The sequence below is a fragment of the Streptomyces sp. NPDC003034 genome (assembly GCF_053591375.1).
Map to the genome: position 1 here is coordinate 101,359 of NZ_JBSFTS010000003.1, position 15,501 is coordinate 116,859.

A 15,501-nucleotide genomic window follows, 5' to 3' on the forward strand; every position below is an offset into this window, starting at 1 on the left:
ATCCCGTGCACCTCGACCACGCCGTGACCTTTCCCCAGCGGCATACACACAGCGCCGGGCCCCTGCGGGCCGACGGCACCCGCCGCGCCCTGCGCATCGGGCTCGGCGGCCCCGTCGGCTCCGGCAAGACGGCCACCGTGGCCGCCCTGTGCCGCGCCCTGCGCACCGAACTGTCCATGGCCGTCGTCACCAACGACATCTACACGCGGGAGGACGCGGAGTTCCTGCTCCGCGAGGCCGTCCTGCCGCCCGAGCGGATCACCGCGGTGGAGACCGGCGCCTGCCCGCACACCGCCATCCGCGACGACATCTCCGCCAACCTGGAGGCCGTCGAGGAACTGGAGGAGGCCCACGGACACAGTGCCCCCCTCGATCTGATCCTGGTCGAGTCCGGCGGGGACAACCTCACCGCCACCTTCTCCCGGGGGCTGGTGGACGCGCAGATCTTCGTCATCGACGTGGCGGGCGGGGACGACATCCCGCGCAAGGGCGGTCCCGGCGTGACCACCTCGGACCTGCTCGTCGTCAACAAGACCGACCTCGCCCCCCACGTCGGCTCGGACCTGGGCCGGATGGCGCGCGACGCCGCGCAGCAGCGCGGGGAACTGCCCGTCATCTTCCAGTCCTTGCGCGGACCGGAGGGGGTCGCTCCGGTAGCCGCGTGGGTACGGGAGCGGATCGCCGCCTGGGCCGTACGGTGACCACCGCGGCCCCCGTCACCCCGCCAACCGTCACCCCGCCTCCCGCCGCCGCACGGCCCGCCGCCCCGCCCTCGCGGGGGCTGCACGCCACCGCCCGGATCCACGCCGTCGCCGACGGGCGCGGCGGGACCGCCCTGCCCCTGCTGGCCGGGGAGGGCCCGCTCGCCCTGCGCCGCACCCGGGGCCACGGGGCCACGGCCGGGGTCACGCTGGTCGGCGCGATGAGCGCCCCGCTGGGCGGGGACCACCTCACCGTCGAGGCCACCGCCGGGCCCGGGGCGCACTTCGCCCTCGCCTCGGCGGCGGCCACGCTGGCGCTGCCGGGCCCGGGCGGGGAGCCCGCGCGGTACGACGTACGGCTGACCCTGGAGGAGGAGGCGTCGGTGTGGTGGACGCCGGAGCCGCTGGTCTCCGTGCGCGGCAGTGACCTGCGGGTGCGGACACGGGTCCGGCTCGCGCCCACCGCACGGCTGGTGCTGCGCGAGGAACAGGTGCTGGGCCGCACCGGTGAGGCGCCGGGCCTGCTGCGCAGCCGGCTCGCGGTCACCCGCGGCGGCCGTCCGCTGCTGGACCAGGAGCTCGCCTGCGGGCCGGGGGCTCCGGGCGGGTGGGACGGCCCGGCGGGTCTGGCGGGCCACCGGGCGCTGGGGCAACTCCTCGTGGTCGACCCCGCGTTCGCCGGGGCGCCGCCCGCCGCCGGGTTGCTGGGGGAGTTCGCCGCGGTGACCCCGCTGGCCGGTCCGGCCGTGCTGGTGACGGCCCTGGCCCCGGACGCCCTGCGCCTGCGGGAACTCCTCGACACGGCCTGCCGCACCTACGCCCGCCGGCCCGACGGCAGCACCTGACGGCCTGCCGACCGGCGGGGGACGAGGCCTCAGCGCGGTTTGCGTCGGGGCTTCTTCTTCCGCTCCGCCTCCTCCTCGGCCTTGACGTCGGCCGCGTAGCGGTCGACGTACTCCTGGCCGGACAGATGGAGGATCGCGTACATGATCTCGTCGGTGACCGCCCGCAGGACCGCCCGCTCGCCCTCCAGCCCGGCGTACCGGGAGAAGTCCATCGGCGGGCCGAAGCGGATCGTCACCTGCCGGATTTTCGGGATCCGCTGCCCCGGCGGCTGGATCTCGAAGGTGCCGACCATCGCGCACGGCACGACGGGCACCCCGGCGCGCAGCGCCATCGCCGCCACCCCCACCTTGCCCTTGTACAGGCGTCCGTCGTGCGAGCGGGTGCCCTCCGGGTAGATGCCCAGCAGCTCGTCCCTGGCCAGGACGCCCAGACCCTCGCGCAGGGCCGCCTGCCCGGCGTCCTTGCCCGAGCGGTCCACCGGAATCTGCCCGGCGCTGCGGAAGAAGGCGGCGGTGAGCCGCCCCTTGATCCCCGGGCCGGTGAAGTACTCGGCCTTCGCGAGGAAGGTGATCCGCCGCTTGAGGATGGCGGGCATGAGGAAGTGGTCGGAGAAGGACAGGTGATTGCCCGCGATGATCGCGGCGCCCTCCGCCGGGATGTTCTCCAGCCCCTCGATACGGGGCCGGAAGATCAGCCGCAGCAGCGGCCCGAGCAGCACGTGCTTGAGCAAGTAGTAGAACAACAGGCCGCTCCCGTCGATGTCCTGTCGTCGCAGTCGCGAGCCTCAGTGGTCAGACATTACGTGAAGCGGCCATGCCGGCGGTCAGCAGTCCCAGCACCACCCAGCCGAACCACAGCCAGCCGTTGCTGCCCAGGGCCACGGAGTACGTGGCGACGGCCACCAGGGCGGCGAAGGTCATGACTGCCATCGCCTTAACGGATCCGGTCATGCCCCATGGTGGCGCGCGAGGGCCGTGCTCCGCTACTGGCCACGCGCTCGGAGTGCGGCGAGATAGGAGTTGTACGCCGCCAGCTCCTGGTCGCCGTCACGGTCCGCGGCCCGGTCCGAGCGCTTCGCCGCCCGCTGCTCGGAGTGGTACCACTGGTACACCAGCGCTATCAGCACCAGTACGGAGGGGATCTCGCTGAAGGCCCAGGCGATGCCGCCGCCCCACTGCTGATCGAGCAGGGCGTCGATGCCCAGGGAGGCCGGCGGGTTCGCGTACGTCTTGATCATCGGCTCGCTCGCCATCATCAGGGCGATACCGAAGAAGGCGTGGAAGGGCATGCCGGCGAAGAGCTCCAGCATGCGCATCACATAGCCGGGACGGTGCGGACCCGGGTCCACGCCCATGATCGGCCAGAAGAAGACGAGGCCGACGGCGAGGAAGTGCAGCATCATCGCGATGTGCCCAGTCCGGCTCTCCATCAGGAAGTCGAAGACCGGGGTGAAGTAGAGGCCGTACAGGCTGGCGATGAACATCGGGATCGTGAAGGCGGGGTGCGTGATCACCTTCATGTAGCGGCTGTGCAGCAGCATCAGCAGCAGCTCGCGCGGCCCCTTCTGCCCGCGGGCGGCGGGCGCCAGCGCGCGCAGGGCCAGGGTCATCGGCGCGCCCAGCAGCAGCAGGATCGGGGTGATCATGCTGATCACCATGTGCTGGACCATGTGGACGCTGAACATGACCATGCCGTAGTCGTTCAGCTTGGTGCACAGCACCAGGATCACGGTCAGCACACCGAGCGTGAAGGCGACGGTCCGGCCGACCGGCCAGGAGTCCCCGCGCCGGCGCAGCCGCAGCACGCCCCACCCGTACAGGGCGAGCATCACCAGGGAGCCGGTCAGGAAGAAGGAGTCGAAGGAGAACTCCAGCCCACGTCCGAGAGTGAAGGGCGGCAGGTCCATCTCCATGCCGTGCCCGCTGTGATCCATCTGTTCACTCCCTTGACTGTGGTGCCCCACCACAGTAGTGGGGCCCCCGGGCGCTCATGCGCCCGGGGGCCGCCCGCGGGCGGCGGGGGAGTCGGCGGGGGAGTCAGAGAACGGTCTCGGCCTCGGCGTACCGCTCCGCCGGGACCGTCTTCAGGGTCTGCACGGCCTCCGCGAGCGGGACCATCACGATGTCCGTACCGCGCAGCGCGGTCAGCATGCCGAATTCCCCCCGGTGCGCCGCCTCCACCGCGTGCCAGCCGAAGCGGGTGGCCAGGACGCGGTCGTACGCGGTGGGCGTGCCGCCGCGCTGGACGTGGCCCAGGATCACCGGCCGGGCCTCCTTGCCCAGGCGGTTCTCCAGCTCCACGGCGAGCAGGTTGCCGATGCCGGCGAACCGCTCGTGCCCGTACATGTCCGTGCCGCCCTCCTGGAATTCCATCGAACCGGCGCGCGGCTTGGCACCCTCGGCGACCACGACGATCGCGAACCGCTTGCCCGCGGAGAAGCGTTCGCCGACGATGGCCGTCAGCTCCTCGATGTCGAAGGGGCGCTCCGGCACGACGATCGCGTGCGCGCCGGCGGCCATGCCCGAGTGGAGGGCGATCCACCCGGTGTGGCGGCCCATGACCTCCACGACCATCACCCGCTGGTGTGACTCCGCGGTGGTCTTCAGCCGGTCCAGCGCCTCCGTGGCCACGCCGACGGCGGTGTCGAAGCCGAAGGTGACGTCGGTGGACGCGATGTCGTTGTCGATGGTCTTCGGGACGCCGACGATCGGCAGACCCGCCTGAGCCAGCAGGTTCGCGGCCTTGAGGGTGCCCTCGCCGCCGATGGGGATGACGGCGTCCAGGCCGAGGTCGGCGAGATGGCCGCGGGCGCGCTCCACGCCGTCGCGCAGATGCGCGGGCTGGACGCGGGAGGAGCCGAGGATCGTGCCGCCGCGGGCGAGGATGCCGCCCACCGCGTCGAGGTCGAGCTTGCGGTAGTCACCCTCCAGCAAGCCCTTCCAGCCGTCGTGGAAGCCGATCACCTCGTCGCCGTGGTCGACCACGGCGCGGTGCACGACGGAGCGGATGACGGCGTTGAGGCCGGGGCAGTCGCCACCGGAAGTGAGCACACCTATGCGCATGGCGGGAAGAGACCTTTGCAACGTGGGCCGACGACCGGACCACGTCGTCCGGTGGGATCTACCGTCACCCTACAAGCGGAAGACCGGTGGGCTGAACCATCCTCCACATGCTGGTCGCACGCGTCGTGCGAACGCACGTCGGCCCGGCTTCCCCCAGGGAATCCGGGCCGGACGGCAGGTGACGCCGGACCTAGACGGGCTGCGTGGCCGCCGCGATGCGCTCCGCGCGCAGCGCGTCGTACCACTGGTCGTCGAGCGGCGGCAGCGCGTTCACGTCGAGGGCCAGCTTCAGCAGCAGGTCCGCGATCAGCGGGTTGCGGGCCATCACGGGACCGTGCATGTAGGTGCCGAACACCGTGTCGTTGTACGCGCCTTCGGTGCCGTCGCCGGTGCCGTTGCCACGGCCCAGCCGGGTGCGGGCGAAGGGCTTCGCCGTCGGGCCGAGGTGCGTGACGCCCTGGTGGTTCTCGAAGCCGGTCAGCTGCGGCAGGCCCAGGCGGGGGTCGATGTCGGCGAGGACGTCGCCGACGCACCGCTCGCCCTCACCGCGGACGGTGACGACGTCGAGCAGGCCGAGGCCCTGCTGGCGCTCGCCCACGTCGTTGACGAACTCGTTGCCGAGGATCTGGTAGCCGGCGCAGACGGAGAAGACGATCGCCCCGTTCGAGACGGCGCGCTCCAGACCGCCGTCGCGCAGCAGGCGGTCGGCGGCCAGGCGCTGGGGCCGGTCCTCACCGCCGCCGATCAGGTAGATGTCGCCCGAAGTGGGGATCGGCTGGTCGCTGCGCACGTCCACGCGCTGCACGTCCAGGCCGCGCTGGCGCGCCCGGCGCTCCACCACGAGGGCGTTGCCCTGGTCTCCGTACGTGCTCAGCAGGTCGGGGTAGACCCACACCAGACGCAGGCTGTTGTCGCTCATGCTCTTGTCCTCTGCGGTTTCTGACGGGGCTAGTTGCCGACGCGGCGGCGCACGTCCTGGAAGGCGGTGTAGTTGGCGATCAGCTCGATCTGTCCGGGCGGCGCCAGCTGCACGGCTTCGTCGAGGGTCTCGCACACCCGGAAGTCCAGGCCGGCGACCTCAAGGCGGACCGCGAGGTCCAGCTTGCGGTCACCGATCACGAAGATCGGGTGGCCCGCCAGGCGCGGGTAGTCCACGTCCCACAGCCAGGAGGTGTCGGTGCCGTCCGCGCCCCGCGCGTTCACCGAAAGGATCACCGGGGTGGGCGGCGGGTCGATCAGCGAAAACGTTTCGAGCCAGCCCGCCGGGTTCTTCGCCAGCAGCAGCCGCAGCTCGCGGCCCTGGAAGTTCACCACGTCATAGCGGCCGGCGACGGCCTGCACCTGGTACATCCGCTCCAGCGCGACCTGGGGCGGGACGCCGAAGACCGCGGCGACCGCGGCCGAGGTGGCGGCGTTGGCCTTGTTGGCGCGGCCCGGCAGCTGGAGGTGGATCGGCCAGGCCGAACCGTGCGGGTCCAGCACGTGGTCGCCGGAGAGTACCCAGCTGGGCGTGGGGCGGCGGAAGCCGCACTCGCCGCAGAACCAGTCGTCGCCCGGGCGCTGCATGACACCACCGCAGGACGGGCACGACCAGGCGTCGTCCTTCCACTCCTGGCCGGCGGCGACCCACACCACGTTCTGCGAGGAGGAGGCCGACCACACGATCAGGGGGTCGTCGCAGTTCGCGACGATGACCGCCTTGGAGCCCGAGAGGCCCTCGCGCCACTTCTCCGCGAGCATGCGGGTCTCGGCGGCGCGGTCCAGTTGGTCGCGGGAGAGGTTCAGCAGGGCGATCACCTTGGGGGTGACGTCCCGGGCCACTCCGGCGAGGTACTTCTCGTCCACCTCGATGACGCCGTACTTGGAGTCCGAGCCGCCCGCCAGCGCCGAGGTGATGCCGGCCGGCATGTTGGCGCCCAGGGCGTTGGAGACCACCGGACCGCTGGCGCGCAGCGCCTCGGCGATCAGCCGTGTCGTCGTGGTCTTGCCGTTCGTCGCGGAGACGAGGACGACGTCGAGATGCTGCGCCAGCGCTCCGAGAAGATCGGGGTCGAGCCTGAGTGCGACCTTGCCACCGATCACCGATCCGCTTCCGCGTCCCGCGGCCCGCGACACCGCCGCCGCGGCCTTGCCCGCCGTCACGGCCAGCTTGGCCCGCGGCGAAAGCGGCTCTGTGTTGCCTGCCATCGTCCCTTGTCCTCCTTGCGTCGGTCGGCCCCAGCCTATCCAGTACCGGCCGCGGCCTTGACCGCGGCGCCCCCGCTCCGCCGCGGATCTGCTCATACAGCCGTCCGTCGTACGCTTACCGCCATGCGACAGCGCCCCATCCCCGGTACCACCGGACTCGTCCGCACCATGAGCCTGCTGGGCGATCCGGTGCTCCACTCGGCGTGCGCGGAGGTCACGGCGTTCGGTCCGGCCCTCGACCAGCTCATCGAGGACATGTTCGCCACCATGTACGCCGCCGAGGGCGTCGGCCTGGCCGCGAACCAGATCGGCGTGGGGCAGCGGGTCTTCGTCTACGACTGCCCCGACGACGAGGACGTCCGCCATGTCGGTCACATCGTCAACCCGCGCCTGGTGACGGCCGACGGGGACGAGTTCCGCGGTCCTGAGGGCTGCCTGTCGCTGCCCGGGCTGGAAGCCGGCACGGTCCGTTTCGACCACGCAGTCGTGGAAGGCGTCACCTCCGACGGCGCCCCCGTACGCATCGCCGGCACCGGCTTCTTCGCGCGCTGCCTCCAGCACGAGTGCGACCACCTGGAGGGCACCGTCTACGCGGACCGGGTCACGGGGCTGCGGGCCCGGCGGCTGCGGCGGGCGATCCGCAAGGCGCCGTGGGGTGCGCGGGCAGAGCACGGCTGAACCGGCCGCCCGGCGTCTTGCCACCGTCAGCAGCCGGCGCCTTCCGTACCCGTCAGAAACCCGGGCCGTCCGCCCGGTTGCCGGCCGTTCCCAGCCGGCCCCACAGCAGGTCGGTGAGGCCGGTGACCAACTCCGCGCGCCCGCACGGGCGCTCGCCCAGCCACCAGTCTCCGGCGGCGTGCATCATGCCGACGATGCCGTGCCCCCAGACCCGGGCGAGGCGTTCGCCGCCGGGGCCGAGGTCCACGCGCTCGCCGATCACCTTGGCGAGCTCCTCGCCGAGCCGGCGCAGCAGCGGAGCGGAATGCAGCCCGACGTCGAAACCGCGCTCGGCGCTGTGCGAGTCCTCGGCCGGGTGCATCAGGAAGCGGTAGACCTGGGGGCGCGCCTCGATGGCGGCGAGGTAGGTGTCGAGGGTGGCCTCCACCCGGCGCCGCCGCTCGGCCGGCGCGTCGAGGGCTGCCCGCAGCGAGTCGAGCAGGGCGTCGGTGTGCCGGACGGCGAGCGCCTGGTAGAGGCCCGCCTTGTCGCCGAAGTGCCGGTAGAGGATGGGCTTGGTGATGCCCGCCTCCGCCGCGATGGCGTTCATGGAGGCTCGGGGGCCGTCCCTGAGCACGACCCGGTCGGCGGCTTCGAGCAGTTCCCGTCGCCGGCGATCGGCCCCTCCCGGGTCGCCGGCCTGCTTCGTGGTCTCCATGACGTGTTTCTCTCCCCGCCCTTGCGATGTGCGTGACGCCCACGCAACGTAACACCCCGCACACCCTGACGATCGAATGGTGGTGCGGTCCCGGTCCTGCTTGACAGTACTTACTCACCGGTAACAGACTGTGCCCCCCGTGTGGTTACCGCTAGTAACCCGCACATGGACGAGCGCAGACAGGTGGAGGGGACATGGCGGAGTTCACCATGGAGCTGAACGACGACCAGAAGCAGGTGCGGGACTGGATCCACGGCTTCGCCGCCGACGTGATCCGCCCCGCGGCCGCGGAATGGGACGAGCGCGAAGAGACTCCGTGGCCCGTCATCCAGGAAGCCGCGAAGGTCGGCATCTACTCGCTCGACTTCTACGCCCAGCAGTTCTTCGACCCCACCGGCCTCGGCATCCCGATGGCCATGGAGGAGCTCTTCTGGGGTGACGCGGGCATCGCCCTGTCCATCGTCGGCACCGGGCTCGCGGCCATCGGCGTCGTCGCCAACGGCACCGAGGAGCAGATCGGCACCTGGATCCCGCAGATGTACGGCGACCAGAACGACGTCAAGGTCGCCGCCTTCTGCTCCTCCGAGCCGGACGCCGGCTCCGACGTGGGCGCCATGCGCACCCGCGCCGTCTACGACCCGGCCAAGGACGAGTGGGTGCTGAACGGCACCAAGACGTGGGCGACCAACGGCGGCATCGCCAACGTCCACATCGTCGTCGCCGTCGTCGACCCGGATCTCGGCACCAAGGGGCACGCCTCCTTCATCATCCCGCCGGACACCCCGGGCCTCTCCCAGGGCCAGAAGTTCAAGAAGCACGGCATCCGCGCCTCCCACACCGCCGAAGTGGTCCTGGAGGACGTACGGGTCCCCGGCTCCTGCCTGCTCGGCGGCAAGGAGAAACTGGACGAGCGGCTCGCGCGGGCGCACGAGCGGGCCCGCGGCGGCGGTGGCGAGAGGGTGAAGAACGCCGCCATGGCCACCTTCGAGGCCTCCCGTCCGGCCGTCGGCGCCATGGCCGTCGGCACCGCGCGCGCGGCGTACGAGGTCGCCCTCGACTACGCCAGGACCCGCACCCAGTTCGGCCGTCCGATCATCGACAACCAGGGCGTGGCCTTCCAGCTCGCCGACATGCGCACCCAGATCGACGCGGCCCGGCTGCTGGTGTGGCGGGCCTCCTGGATGGCGGTCGCGGGCCGGCCCTTCACCTCGGCGGAGGGCTCGATGTCCAAGCTCTACGCGAGCGAGGTGGCCAAGAAGGTCACCGCCCAGGCGCTCCAGATCCTCGGCGGCAACGGCTTCACCCGCGAGTACCCGGTGGAGCGCATGCACCGGGACAGCGCGATCTACACGATCTTCGAGGGAACGAGCGAGATCCAGCGCCTGGTGATCGCCCGCACCATCTCCGGCATGCCCATCCGCTGACGCGCGGGAGGCGGCCGGCCCCGGGGCGGGGCCGGCCGCCTCCCGGCGCGCCCCTGCTCAGCGCGCCGACGGCGTTTCGAGCAGCCGCACCAGGGCGCGGGTGAACAGGAGCCGCCCCGCCGCCGCGATCAGGGGGCCGAAGGCGCGGGGGAACCCGCGCGGGCGCAGGTCCTCGTGCCACAGGACCTCCGCCCCGCCCGCCGTGATCGGGCGGATCTCGATCTCCGCCCAGCCCGCCACCGCCCGGCCGCGCTTCTCCAGCCGTACCAGCCCCGGCCTGCCGTCGGACGGCGGCCGCCAGACGACGACTTCCATCCGGTCGGCGAAGCCGATCGGGCCCACACCGGTGCGCGCCGTGAAGACCGTGCCGACCCGCGTGGGAGGCGCCGTTTCGACGACCGTCCGGGTGAGGGGGACCTGCGCGCCGTGCCGCTCCCAGTCCGTCAGCCGCCGCCACGCTTCGGCAGGGGGCAGGAGCGTGTGGTGAATGATCCGGAATACGGGCATGAGCGCATCGTAATCGGGCATACACACACTGAACTGAACCACGAATACGGGTTCCGTCCAGGGGTGGCGATCAGCAATACTCACCGCCACGTGGATCGCGGATTCGACCGGGTGACCACCGGCCCTCCCGCCCCACTTCGCGAGGAGGTGCGCCATGTGCTCTCACCAGCCCCCCTGCCCTACGGCCGACAGCGCCGACCATGATGCCGCCCACACCGTGGCCTTCCATCCCGAACAGGGATGGAGCCTGCTCTGCAACGGCGCCGTGGTCTTCGACGACACCGGTGAACTGCTCCCCGACGGCCGCGCGGTGCAACCCCGCCGACCGGCCATGGTCTGAGCTGAGGAGGCAGCATGCGCCAGCAGCTGATCCGCAAGCCCGTCCCCAAGCCCGCCCCCCGAGACCTGGATCTGCGCACACCGTCCGGCAGGCCCCTGCCGTACTGACGGCGGGCATCCGGGCCGTGCGCCGTCCACCCGCTGCCCGTCCACCGGTTGTCCGTCAGCCGGTGGGCGCGCTCGCGCCGCCCAGGAACGCCGCCTCGTAGGCCGCGTCGCCGATCGCCGCCCGGGCCTGCCGTTCGCCCTCGTCCCGCAGGGCCGTCAGTGAGGGTGCCCCGCCCATCTGCGGCCGCCCCACCGTGCGCCACCAGGCGTGCCCGGTACCGAACAGGCGCGCCGCCAGCTCCCCGTCCCCCAGCGCCGCGACCGACGCCGCGAGCAGGTCCAGACCCAGGGCGATGCCGAGGCGGTCGCCCAGCAGCCGCTTGCCGGACAGCATGGCGCGCACGTGCCGGGCCGCCTCCCCGTGGTGGCCCAGCCCCATGGCGGACACCGCCAGGACGTAGTCCGCGTAGGCCCGCAGCCAGCGCTCGCCCAGCCGTGCGCAGGCCTCCCGCAGGGCCCGTGCCTCCTGCGCCGCCTCCTCGTAGCGCTGCGCCGCGCACAGGGCGTAGCCCCTGGCCAGCCGGCACAGCAGCCAGCCCGGGCCGTTGGTCCGGTCCCCGTGGCCGGCCCGCACCCGGGGACCGGCCAGCGAGAGGGCCCGTTCGGGGTCCCCCGGCATCAGGACGGACACCGCGTGCAGATAGGCCGCGCGCAGCTCCGCCTCGGGGTCCCCGAGCCGGGCCGCCTCCCGGGTGCACTCCTCGCCCAGGGCGCGGGCCCGGTCCATATCGCCGTGGAGCAGCGCGGTGAGCCCCAGCGCCCACAGGGCCTGGGTGTACGCGGGCCCGGTGGCCGGGGCCGCTCGCAGGGCGCGTTCCAGGAAGGAGCGGCCCTCGTGCACGTGTCCGCACGCGAACCAGAAGAACCACAGCGCCCCGGCCATCTCCAGCGCCGCCGTCGGGTCGCAGACCAGCAGGTGTTCCAGAGCCGTACGCAGCTGCGCGTGCTCGGCCGTGGTCCTGCGGTACCAGTCCACCTGGCCCGGGCCCAGCCACGCGCGGTCACCGGCCTCGCAGAGCGCCGCGTACCAGTGGGCGTGCCGGGCGGCGACGGACCCCACCTCCCCCAGCTCGCTCAGCCAGTCGTGTCCGTACTCGCGGATCGTGTCCAGCATCCGGTAGCGGGCCCCGGCCCCGCGCTCCTCGGTGCGCCGGACGACCGACTTGGCGACCAGGCCGTCCAGTGCCCGCTCCACCCGGGAGGCGGGCAGCGGGCCCCCGGCGCACACGGCCCGGGCCGCGGCGACGTCGAAGTCCCCGGTGAAGACCGACAGCCGGGCCCACAGCAGCCGCTCCAGCGGCTCGCACAGCTCGTGGCTCCAGCCGATCGCGGTCCGCATCGTCCGGTGCCGGCGCGGCAGCGCGCTCCCGGTATCCGACAGCACGTCGAACCGCGCGCCGAGCCGCTCGGCCATCTGCTCCAGCGTCCACAGCCGCAGCCGGGCGCCGGCCAGCTCCAGGGCGAGCGGGATTCCGTCCAGGCGCCGGCACACCTCGGCCGCGACGGCGGCCCGTCCGGGGTCTTCGAACAAGCCCGTCAGCTGAGGGGTCGCGAGGAGGGCGCGGGCGCGGAAGAGGGCGAGGGCGTCGCTGTCGGTCCCCTCGCAGGGCAGCGGACGCACCTCCACGACCGTCTCCCGAGGAGAGCCGAGCGGCTCGCGCGAGGTGACCAGCACGGTCAAGCCGGGCGCCGACTGGAGGAGTTCGCCCACCAGATGCCGGCAGTCGGCGACCAGGTGCTCGCAGGTGTCGAGGACGAGGAGGAGCTTCTTGTCGGCCATCCAGGCGCACAGCTCCTCGTCGAGGGGGCGCGGGGAGTGGTAGGTCAGGCCGACGGCGCGGGCGACGGTGGCGGTGAGCAGGCCGGGGTCGCGCAGCGGTGACAGCTCCACCCACCGGACGCCGTCGGGCCGTGCCTGGCGGGCGTCGGTGACGGCCCGCAGGGCGAGCCGGGACTTCCCGACGCCGCCCACTCCGGTGAGGGTGATCAGTCGTCGCTCGCGCAACAATCCGTCGAGCAGAGCGAGTTCGCGCTCACGGCCGACGAAGACCGGCGATTTCGGCGGCAGGTCACCCCGCGCGGCACCGGAGTCCGGCTCGGGATCGACCCCTTGGGAGCCGGTCTGATGGTTGTTGAACGCGTACTCACCGAACACGGATGTATTGTGCGTGATCTTCTTTCGCGACGCGGCCGTTCGGGGCGGATCGCTGTCACGTCTCACCTGGCGAGAGAGATCCGCCGCTCCGCCGAGAAGGCGCCCCAGTTGCCGTCCGGCAGCCGGGCGCGCAGCTTCACGGCCCATACGGTGCCGGCCGGTTCGGTGACCGTGAGCCGGTACTCTGCGCGGCCGGCCGGTACCGCGCCCGCACCGAACTGGATGACGGTGGTGGGCCGGCCGTTGACGTACAGCTCGTACTCGGTGGTCTCGCGGCCGGTGTCCGGAGCGGTCCAGGTCAGGGTCAGGGCGCCCGGGGAGGCGGCCGCCGCGAAGTCGGCCGGGGCGGTGCCCGGCCCGTGCCCGGAGGCGGGCGGGGTCGTCACGTCCACAGCCGGGCCGTCGGGGGAGGAGTTGTCCGCCCCGTCGCGGGCGCGCACGGTGAAGGTGTAGACGGTGTCCGGCTGGAGGCCGCCGAGCGCGGTGCCGCTCTCGCCGGGGCCGGCGGTGTGGATCCGGACACCGCCCTGGTAGACGTCGTACGCGGTCACGCCCGTGTCGTCGGTCGCCGGGGTCCAGGACAGCCGCGCGCTCCGGGGTCCGGTGGGCGAGCCCGTGGCGGCCGCCGGAGCGGTGGGCGCCCGGTGGTCCTCGGTCCCGGCCGCCGGGGTGGTCACCCGGGCGGCGGCGCCGGGTGCGGAGAGATTGCCGGCGGCGTCCTCGGCCCGGACGGTGAAGACGTAGGGCGTCTGCGGGGTGAGGCCGGTGACGTCCGTCATGGTCTTGTCGGCCGGGAGTTCCCGCACCAGGACGCCGGCCTGGAACACCTGGTAGCCCGTCACCCCGTCACGGTCCGCCGCCGCGTCCCACATGACGTGCACGGTGGTGGCGCTGCCCGCCTGGGCGGTGAGGCCGGCGGGGGCGGGCGGTGGGTCGGTGTCGGCTCCCGCGCACGCCGTCAGGCCGGCGAGGAGCACGCAGAGGAGGAGCGTGGGGGTGGCGGTGCGTCGCACGGCTTCCTCCACCACGTTCTCCGCCCTCCGCGTAAAGGTCTAGACATTTATGGCATGGGGAGCCGGGGCGGGACAAGACCCGGGCGGCCCGGTTCGGTGCCTTCCGGACCCGTCTGGCATTATTGCGAGCTCTTTGCAACAGCGGATTATCGTGAACAGGGATGTGCAGAGCATGACGGCCCGGACAGTAAGGGATGCGGCCAGGGCGACCCTGGCCGCCGCGCTCATCACCGGCGTGGCGGCCTGCTCCAACCCCGCGGGCGGCGCCGGCGCGGGGCCGGAGAAAGCGGATTCCGCCGTGGTCGGCATCGCGAGCGAGCCGGAGAGCCTCAGTCCGCTCCTGGGCTACGGCAAGGACGGCAACTCCAAGATCTTCGACGGACTGCTGACGCACGACGCCGGCATGAAGCTGAAGCCCGCGCTCGCCGAGGCCCTGCCGGAGGTCTCCGCGGACGGCCTCACCTACACCTACAAGCTGCGCCAGGGCGTCAAGTTCAGCGACGGAGCGCCCTTCTCCGCCAAGGACGTCGTCTTCACCTACCGCACCATCCTCGACCCGAAGACGAACAACGCCTCGAAGACCGAGCTGGACGCCATCGCGGGCGTCGAGGCTCGGGGCGAGGACGCGGTCGTGTTCACCCTGAAGTACCCCTACGCGCCGTTCGCCGAACGCACCGTCCTGCCCATCGCCCCCGAACACGTCGCGGGCAGGCAGGACGTCAACAGCGGGGACTTCACCACCGAGCCCATCGGCACCGGCCCCTACGTGCTCACGGGCTGGTCCAAGGGCGAGAAGCTCGGCTTCAAGGCCAATCCCGGCTACTGGGGCGGCGAGCCCGCGGTCAAGAAGTTCACCATGGCCGTCATCAAGGACGACGACATACGCGCCACCCGGCTGCGCTCCGGAGAGCTCGACGCGGCGATCCTGCCGCCGAACCTCGCCAAGGGCTTCGCCGGGGACCGGGCCCGCAGGACCTACGCGGCCAAATCCTTCGACTACCGCACGGTGACCCTGCCGACGCACCACCAGGTCACCGGTGACGTGGCCGTCCGGCAGGCCCTGGACATCGCCGTCGACCGCAAGGCGATGGTCGACCGGCTCATGGAGGGCGCGGGCAAGCCCGCCTACGGCCCCGTCCCCACCGACAGCCCGTGGTTCACGGCCGGCACGGAGCGCACCCAGGACCTGGACCGGGCCAAGCAGATCCTCGACGCCGCCGGGTGGCGGACGGGCGAGGACGGCATCCGGGTCAAGGACGGGGTCCGCGCCTCCTTCCCGCTCTGGTACCCCTCCGGCGACAAGCTCCGCCAGGACCACGCGCTCGCCTTCGCCTCCGACGCCAAGAAGGCCGGCATCGAGATCAGGACGGAAGCCGGCACCTGGGAGGTCATCGAGCCGCGGATGAAGACCGACGCCGTCCTCGCGGGCGGCGGCTCCCCGGCCGACCCGGACTTCGACCAGTACCAGCTGCTGACCTCCTCGCTCGCCGGTGACGGCTTCAACAACATGGCGTGGTACGACAACAAGACGGTGGACCAGGCGCTGGCCGAGGCCCGCAAGAGCGGCGACCACACCGCCCGCAAGGCCGCGTACGACACCGTGCAGCGCGAGCTCGTGAAGAATCCGGGCTACGTCTTCCTCACCCACATCGACCACCTGTACGTCGTGAACGACAAGTGGGACGGGCTGACCACCCAGACCGAGCCCCACGACCACGGCCTCGGCGCAGGCCCCTGGTGGAACGTCGAGAGCTGGAAGCCGAAGCAGAAGTGACCTCCCGCTC

The 15,501-nt window shown here is 72.3% G+C and carries 16 protein-coding genes; 6 read left to right on the forward strand and 10 right to left on the reverse strand.

The window, feature by feature from the left end:
* The first annotated feature begins 5 nt into the window (after window positions 1-5).
* On the forward strand, window positions 6-701 hold the full coding sequence (gene ureG / locus ACWDX7_RS04950; protein WP_451491908.1) for an urease accessory protein UreG: 696 nt from the start codon (window positions 6-8) through the stop codon (window positions 699-701).
* An 80-nt stretch (window positions 702-781) separates the two neighbouring features.
* A complete protein-coding gene (locus ACWDX7_RS04955; protein ID WP_451491993.1) occupies window positions 782-1,546 on the forward strand; it encodes an urease accessory protein UreD in 765 nt (254 codons plus the stop codon).
* A gap of 29 nt (window positions 1,547-1,575) precedes the next feature.
* On the opposite strand, the gene ACWDX7_RS04960 is transcribed toward ACWDX7_RS04955, so the two are convergent.
* The 6 genes from ACWDX7_RS04960 to ACWDX7_RS04985 form a co-directional block, all read right to left on the reverse strand.
* A complete protein-coding gene (locus ACWDX7_RS04960) occupies window positions 1,576-2,289 on the reverse strand; it encodes a lysophospholipid acyltransferase family protein (RefSeq protein ID WP_451491907.1) in 714 nt (237 codons plus the stop codon).
* A gap of 49 nt (window positions 2,290-2,338) precedes the next feature.
* Window positions 2,339-2,497 carry a hypothetical protein gene (locus tag ACWDX7_RS04965; protein WP_030711544.1) on the reverse strand — a complete coding sequence of 53 codons (159 nt, stop codon included), beginning with the start codon at window positions 2,495-2,497 and terminating at the stop codon, window positions 2,339-2,341.
* Window positions 2,498-2,529: 32 nt separating this feature from the next.
* Window positions 2,530-3,480, reverse strand: coding sequence for a cytochrome c oxidase assembly protein (locus ACWDX7_RS04970; RefSeq protein ID WP_451491992.1), 951 nt, complete (start codon window positions 3,478-3,480; stop codon window positions 2,530-2,532).
* A gap of 103 nt (window positions 3,481-3,583) precedes the next feature.
* A complete protein-coding gene (locus ACWDX7_RS04975) occupies window positions 3,584-4,609 on the reverse strand; it encodes a 6-phosphofructokinase (protein WP_451493114.1) in 1,026 nt (341 codons plus the stop codon).
* 190 nt (window positions 4,610-4,799) lie between these two features.
* Window positions 4,800-5,528: a type 1 glutamine amidotransferase gene (locus ACWDX7_RS04980; RefSeq protein WP_451493113.1), complete on the reverse strand. Its 729-nt coding sequence runs from the start codon at window positions 5,526-5,528 to the stop codon at window positions 4,800-4,802.
* A gap of 29 nt (window positions 5,529-5,557) precedes the next feature.
* Complete coding sequence (locus tag ACWDX7_RS04985; RefSeq protein ID WP_355412910.1) at window positions 5,558-6,796, reverse strand: MurT ligase domain-containing protein; 1,239 nt, start codon at window positions 6,794-6,796, stop codon at window positions 5,558-5,560.
* A gap of 123 nt (window positions 6,797-6,919) precedes the next feature.
* Between ACWDX7_RS04985 and def the strand changes: the two genes are divergently transcribed.
* Window positions 6,920-7,474 (forward strand): peptide deformylase, encoded by a 555-nt coding sequence (gene def / locus ACWDX7_RS04990; protein WP_451493112.1) that lies wholly within the window; start codon window positions 6,920-6,922, stop codon window positions 7,472-7,474.
* A 52-nt stretch (window positions 7,475-7,526) separates the two neighbouring features.
* Here def and ACWDX7_RS04995 read toward each other — a convergent pair whose 3' ends face one another.
* Window positions 7,527-8,171 (reverse strand): TetR family transcriptional regulator, encoded by a 645-nt coding sequence (locus ACWDX7_RS04995; RefSeq protein WP_451493111.1) that lies wholly within the window; start codon window positions 8,169-8,171, stop codon window positions 7,527-7,529.
* Between the two features lie 194 nt (window positions 8,172-8,365).
* On the opposite strand from ACWDX7_RS04995, the gene ACWDX7_RS05000 reads away from it, so the two are divergent.
* Window positions 8,366-9,595 (forward strand): acyl-CoA dehydrogenase family protein, encoded by a 1,230-nt coding sequence (locus ACWDX7_RS05000; RefSeq protein ID WP_451493110.1) that lies wholly within the window; start codon window positions 8,366-8,368, stop codon window positions 9,593-9,595.
* Between the two features lie 57 nt (window positions 9,596-9,652).
* Here ACWDX7_RS05000 and ACWDX7_RS05005 read toward each other — a convergent pair whose 3' ends face one another.
* Window positions 9,653-10,102, reverse strand: a complete 450-nt coding sequence (locus ACWDX7_RS05005; RefSeq protein WP_451493109.1) for an SRPBCC family protein — start codon at window positions 10,100-10,102, stop codon at window positions 9,653-9,655.
* Between the two features lie 154 nt (window positions 10,103-10,256).
* Between ACWDX7_RS05005 and ACWDX7_RS05010 the strand changes: the two genes are divergently transcribed.
* Window positions 10,257-10,442, forward strand: coding sequence for a DUF5999 family protein (locus ACWDX7_RS05010; RefSeq protein WP_451493108.1), 186 nt, complete (start codon window positions 10,257-10,259; stop codon window positions 10,440-10,442).
* 162 nt (window positions 10,443-10,604) lie between these two features.
* Here the strand turns inward: ACWDX7_RS05010 and ACWDX7_RS05015 are convergent, their stop codons facing one another.
* Together ACWDX7_RS05015 and ACWDX7_RS05020 are read right to left on the reverse strand one after the other, a co-directional pair.
* Window positions 10,605-12,704 (reverse strand): ATP-binding protein, encoded by a 2,100-nt coding sequence (locus tag ACWDX7_RS05015; RefSeq protein ID WP_451493107.1) that lies wholly within the window; start codon window positions 12,702-12,704, stop codon window positions 10,605-10,607.
* Window positions 12,705-12,766: 62 nt separating this feature from the next.
* Window positions 12,767-13,717 carry a fibronectin type III domain-containing protein gene (locus tag ACWDX7_RS05020; protein WP_451493106.1) on the reverse strand — a complete coding sequence of 317 codons (951 nt, stop codon included), beginning with the start codon at window positions 13,715-13,717 and terminating at the stop codon, window positions 12,767-12,769.
* 172 nt (window positions 13,718-13,889) lie between these two features.
* Here ACWDX7_RS05020 and ACWDX7_RS05025 point away from each other — a divergent pair, with 172 nt between their 5' ends.
* Window positions 13,890-15,491, forward strand: coding sequence for an ABC transporter substrate-binding protein (locus tag ACWDX7_RS05025; protein ID WP_451493105.1), 1,602 nt, complete (start codon window positions 13,890-13,892; stop codon window positions 15,489-15,491).
* Window positions 15,492-15,501: the final 10 nt, after the last annotated feature.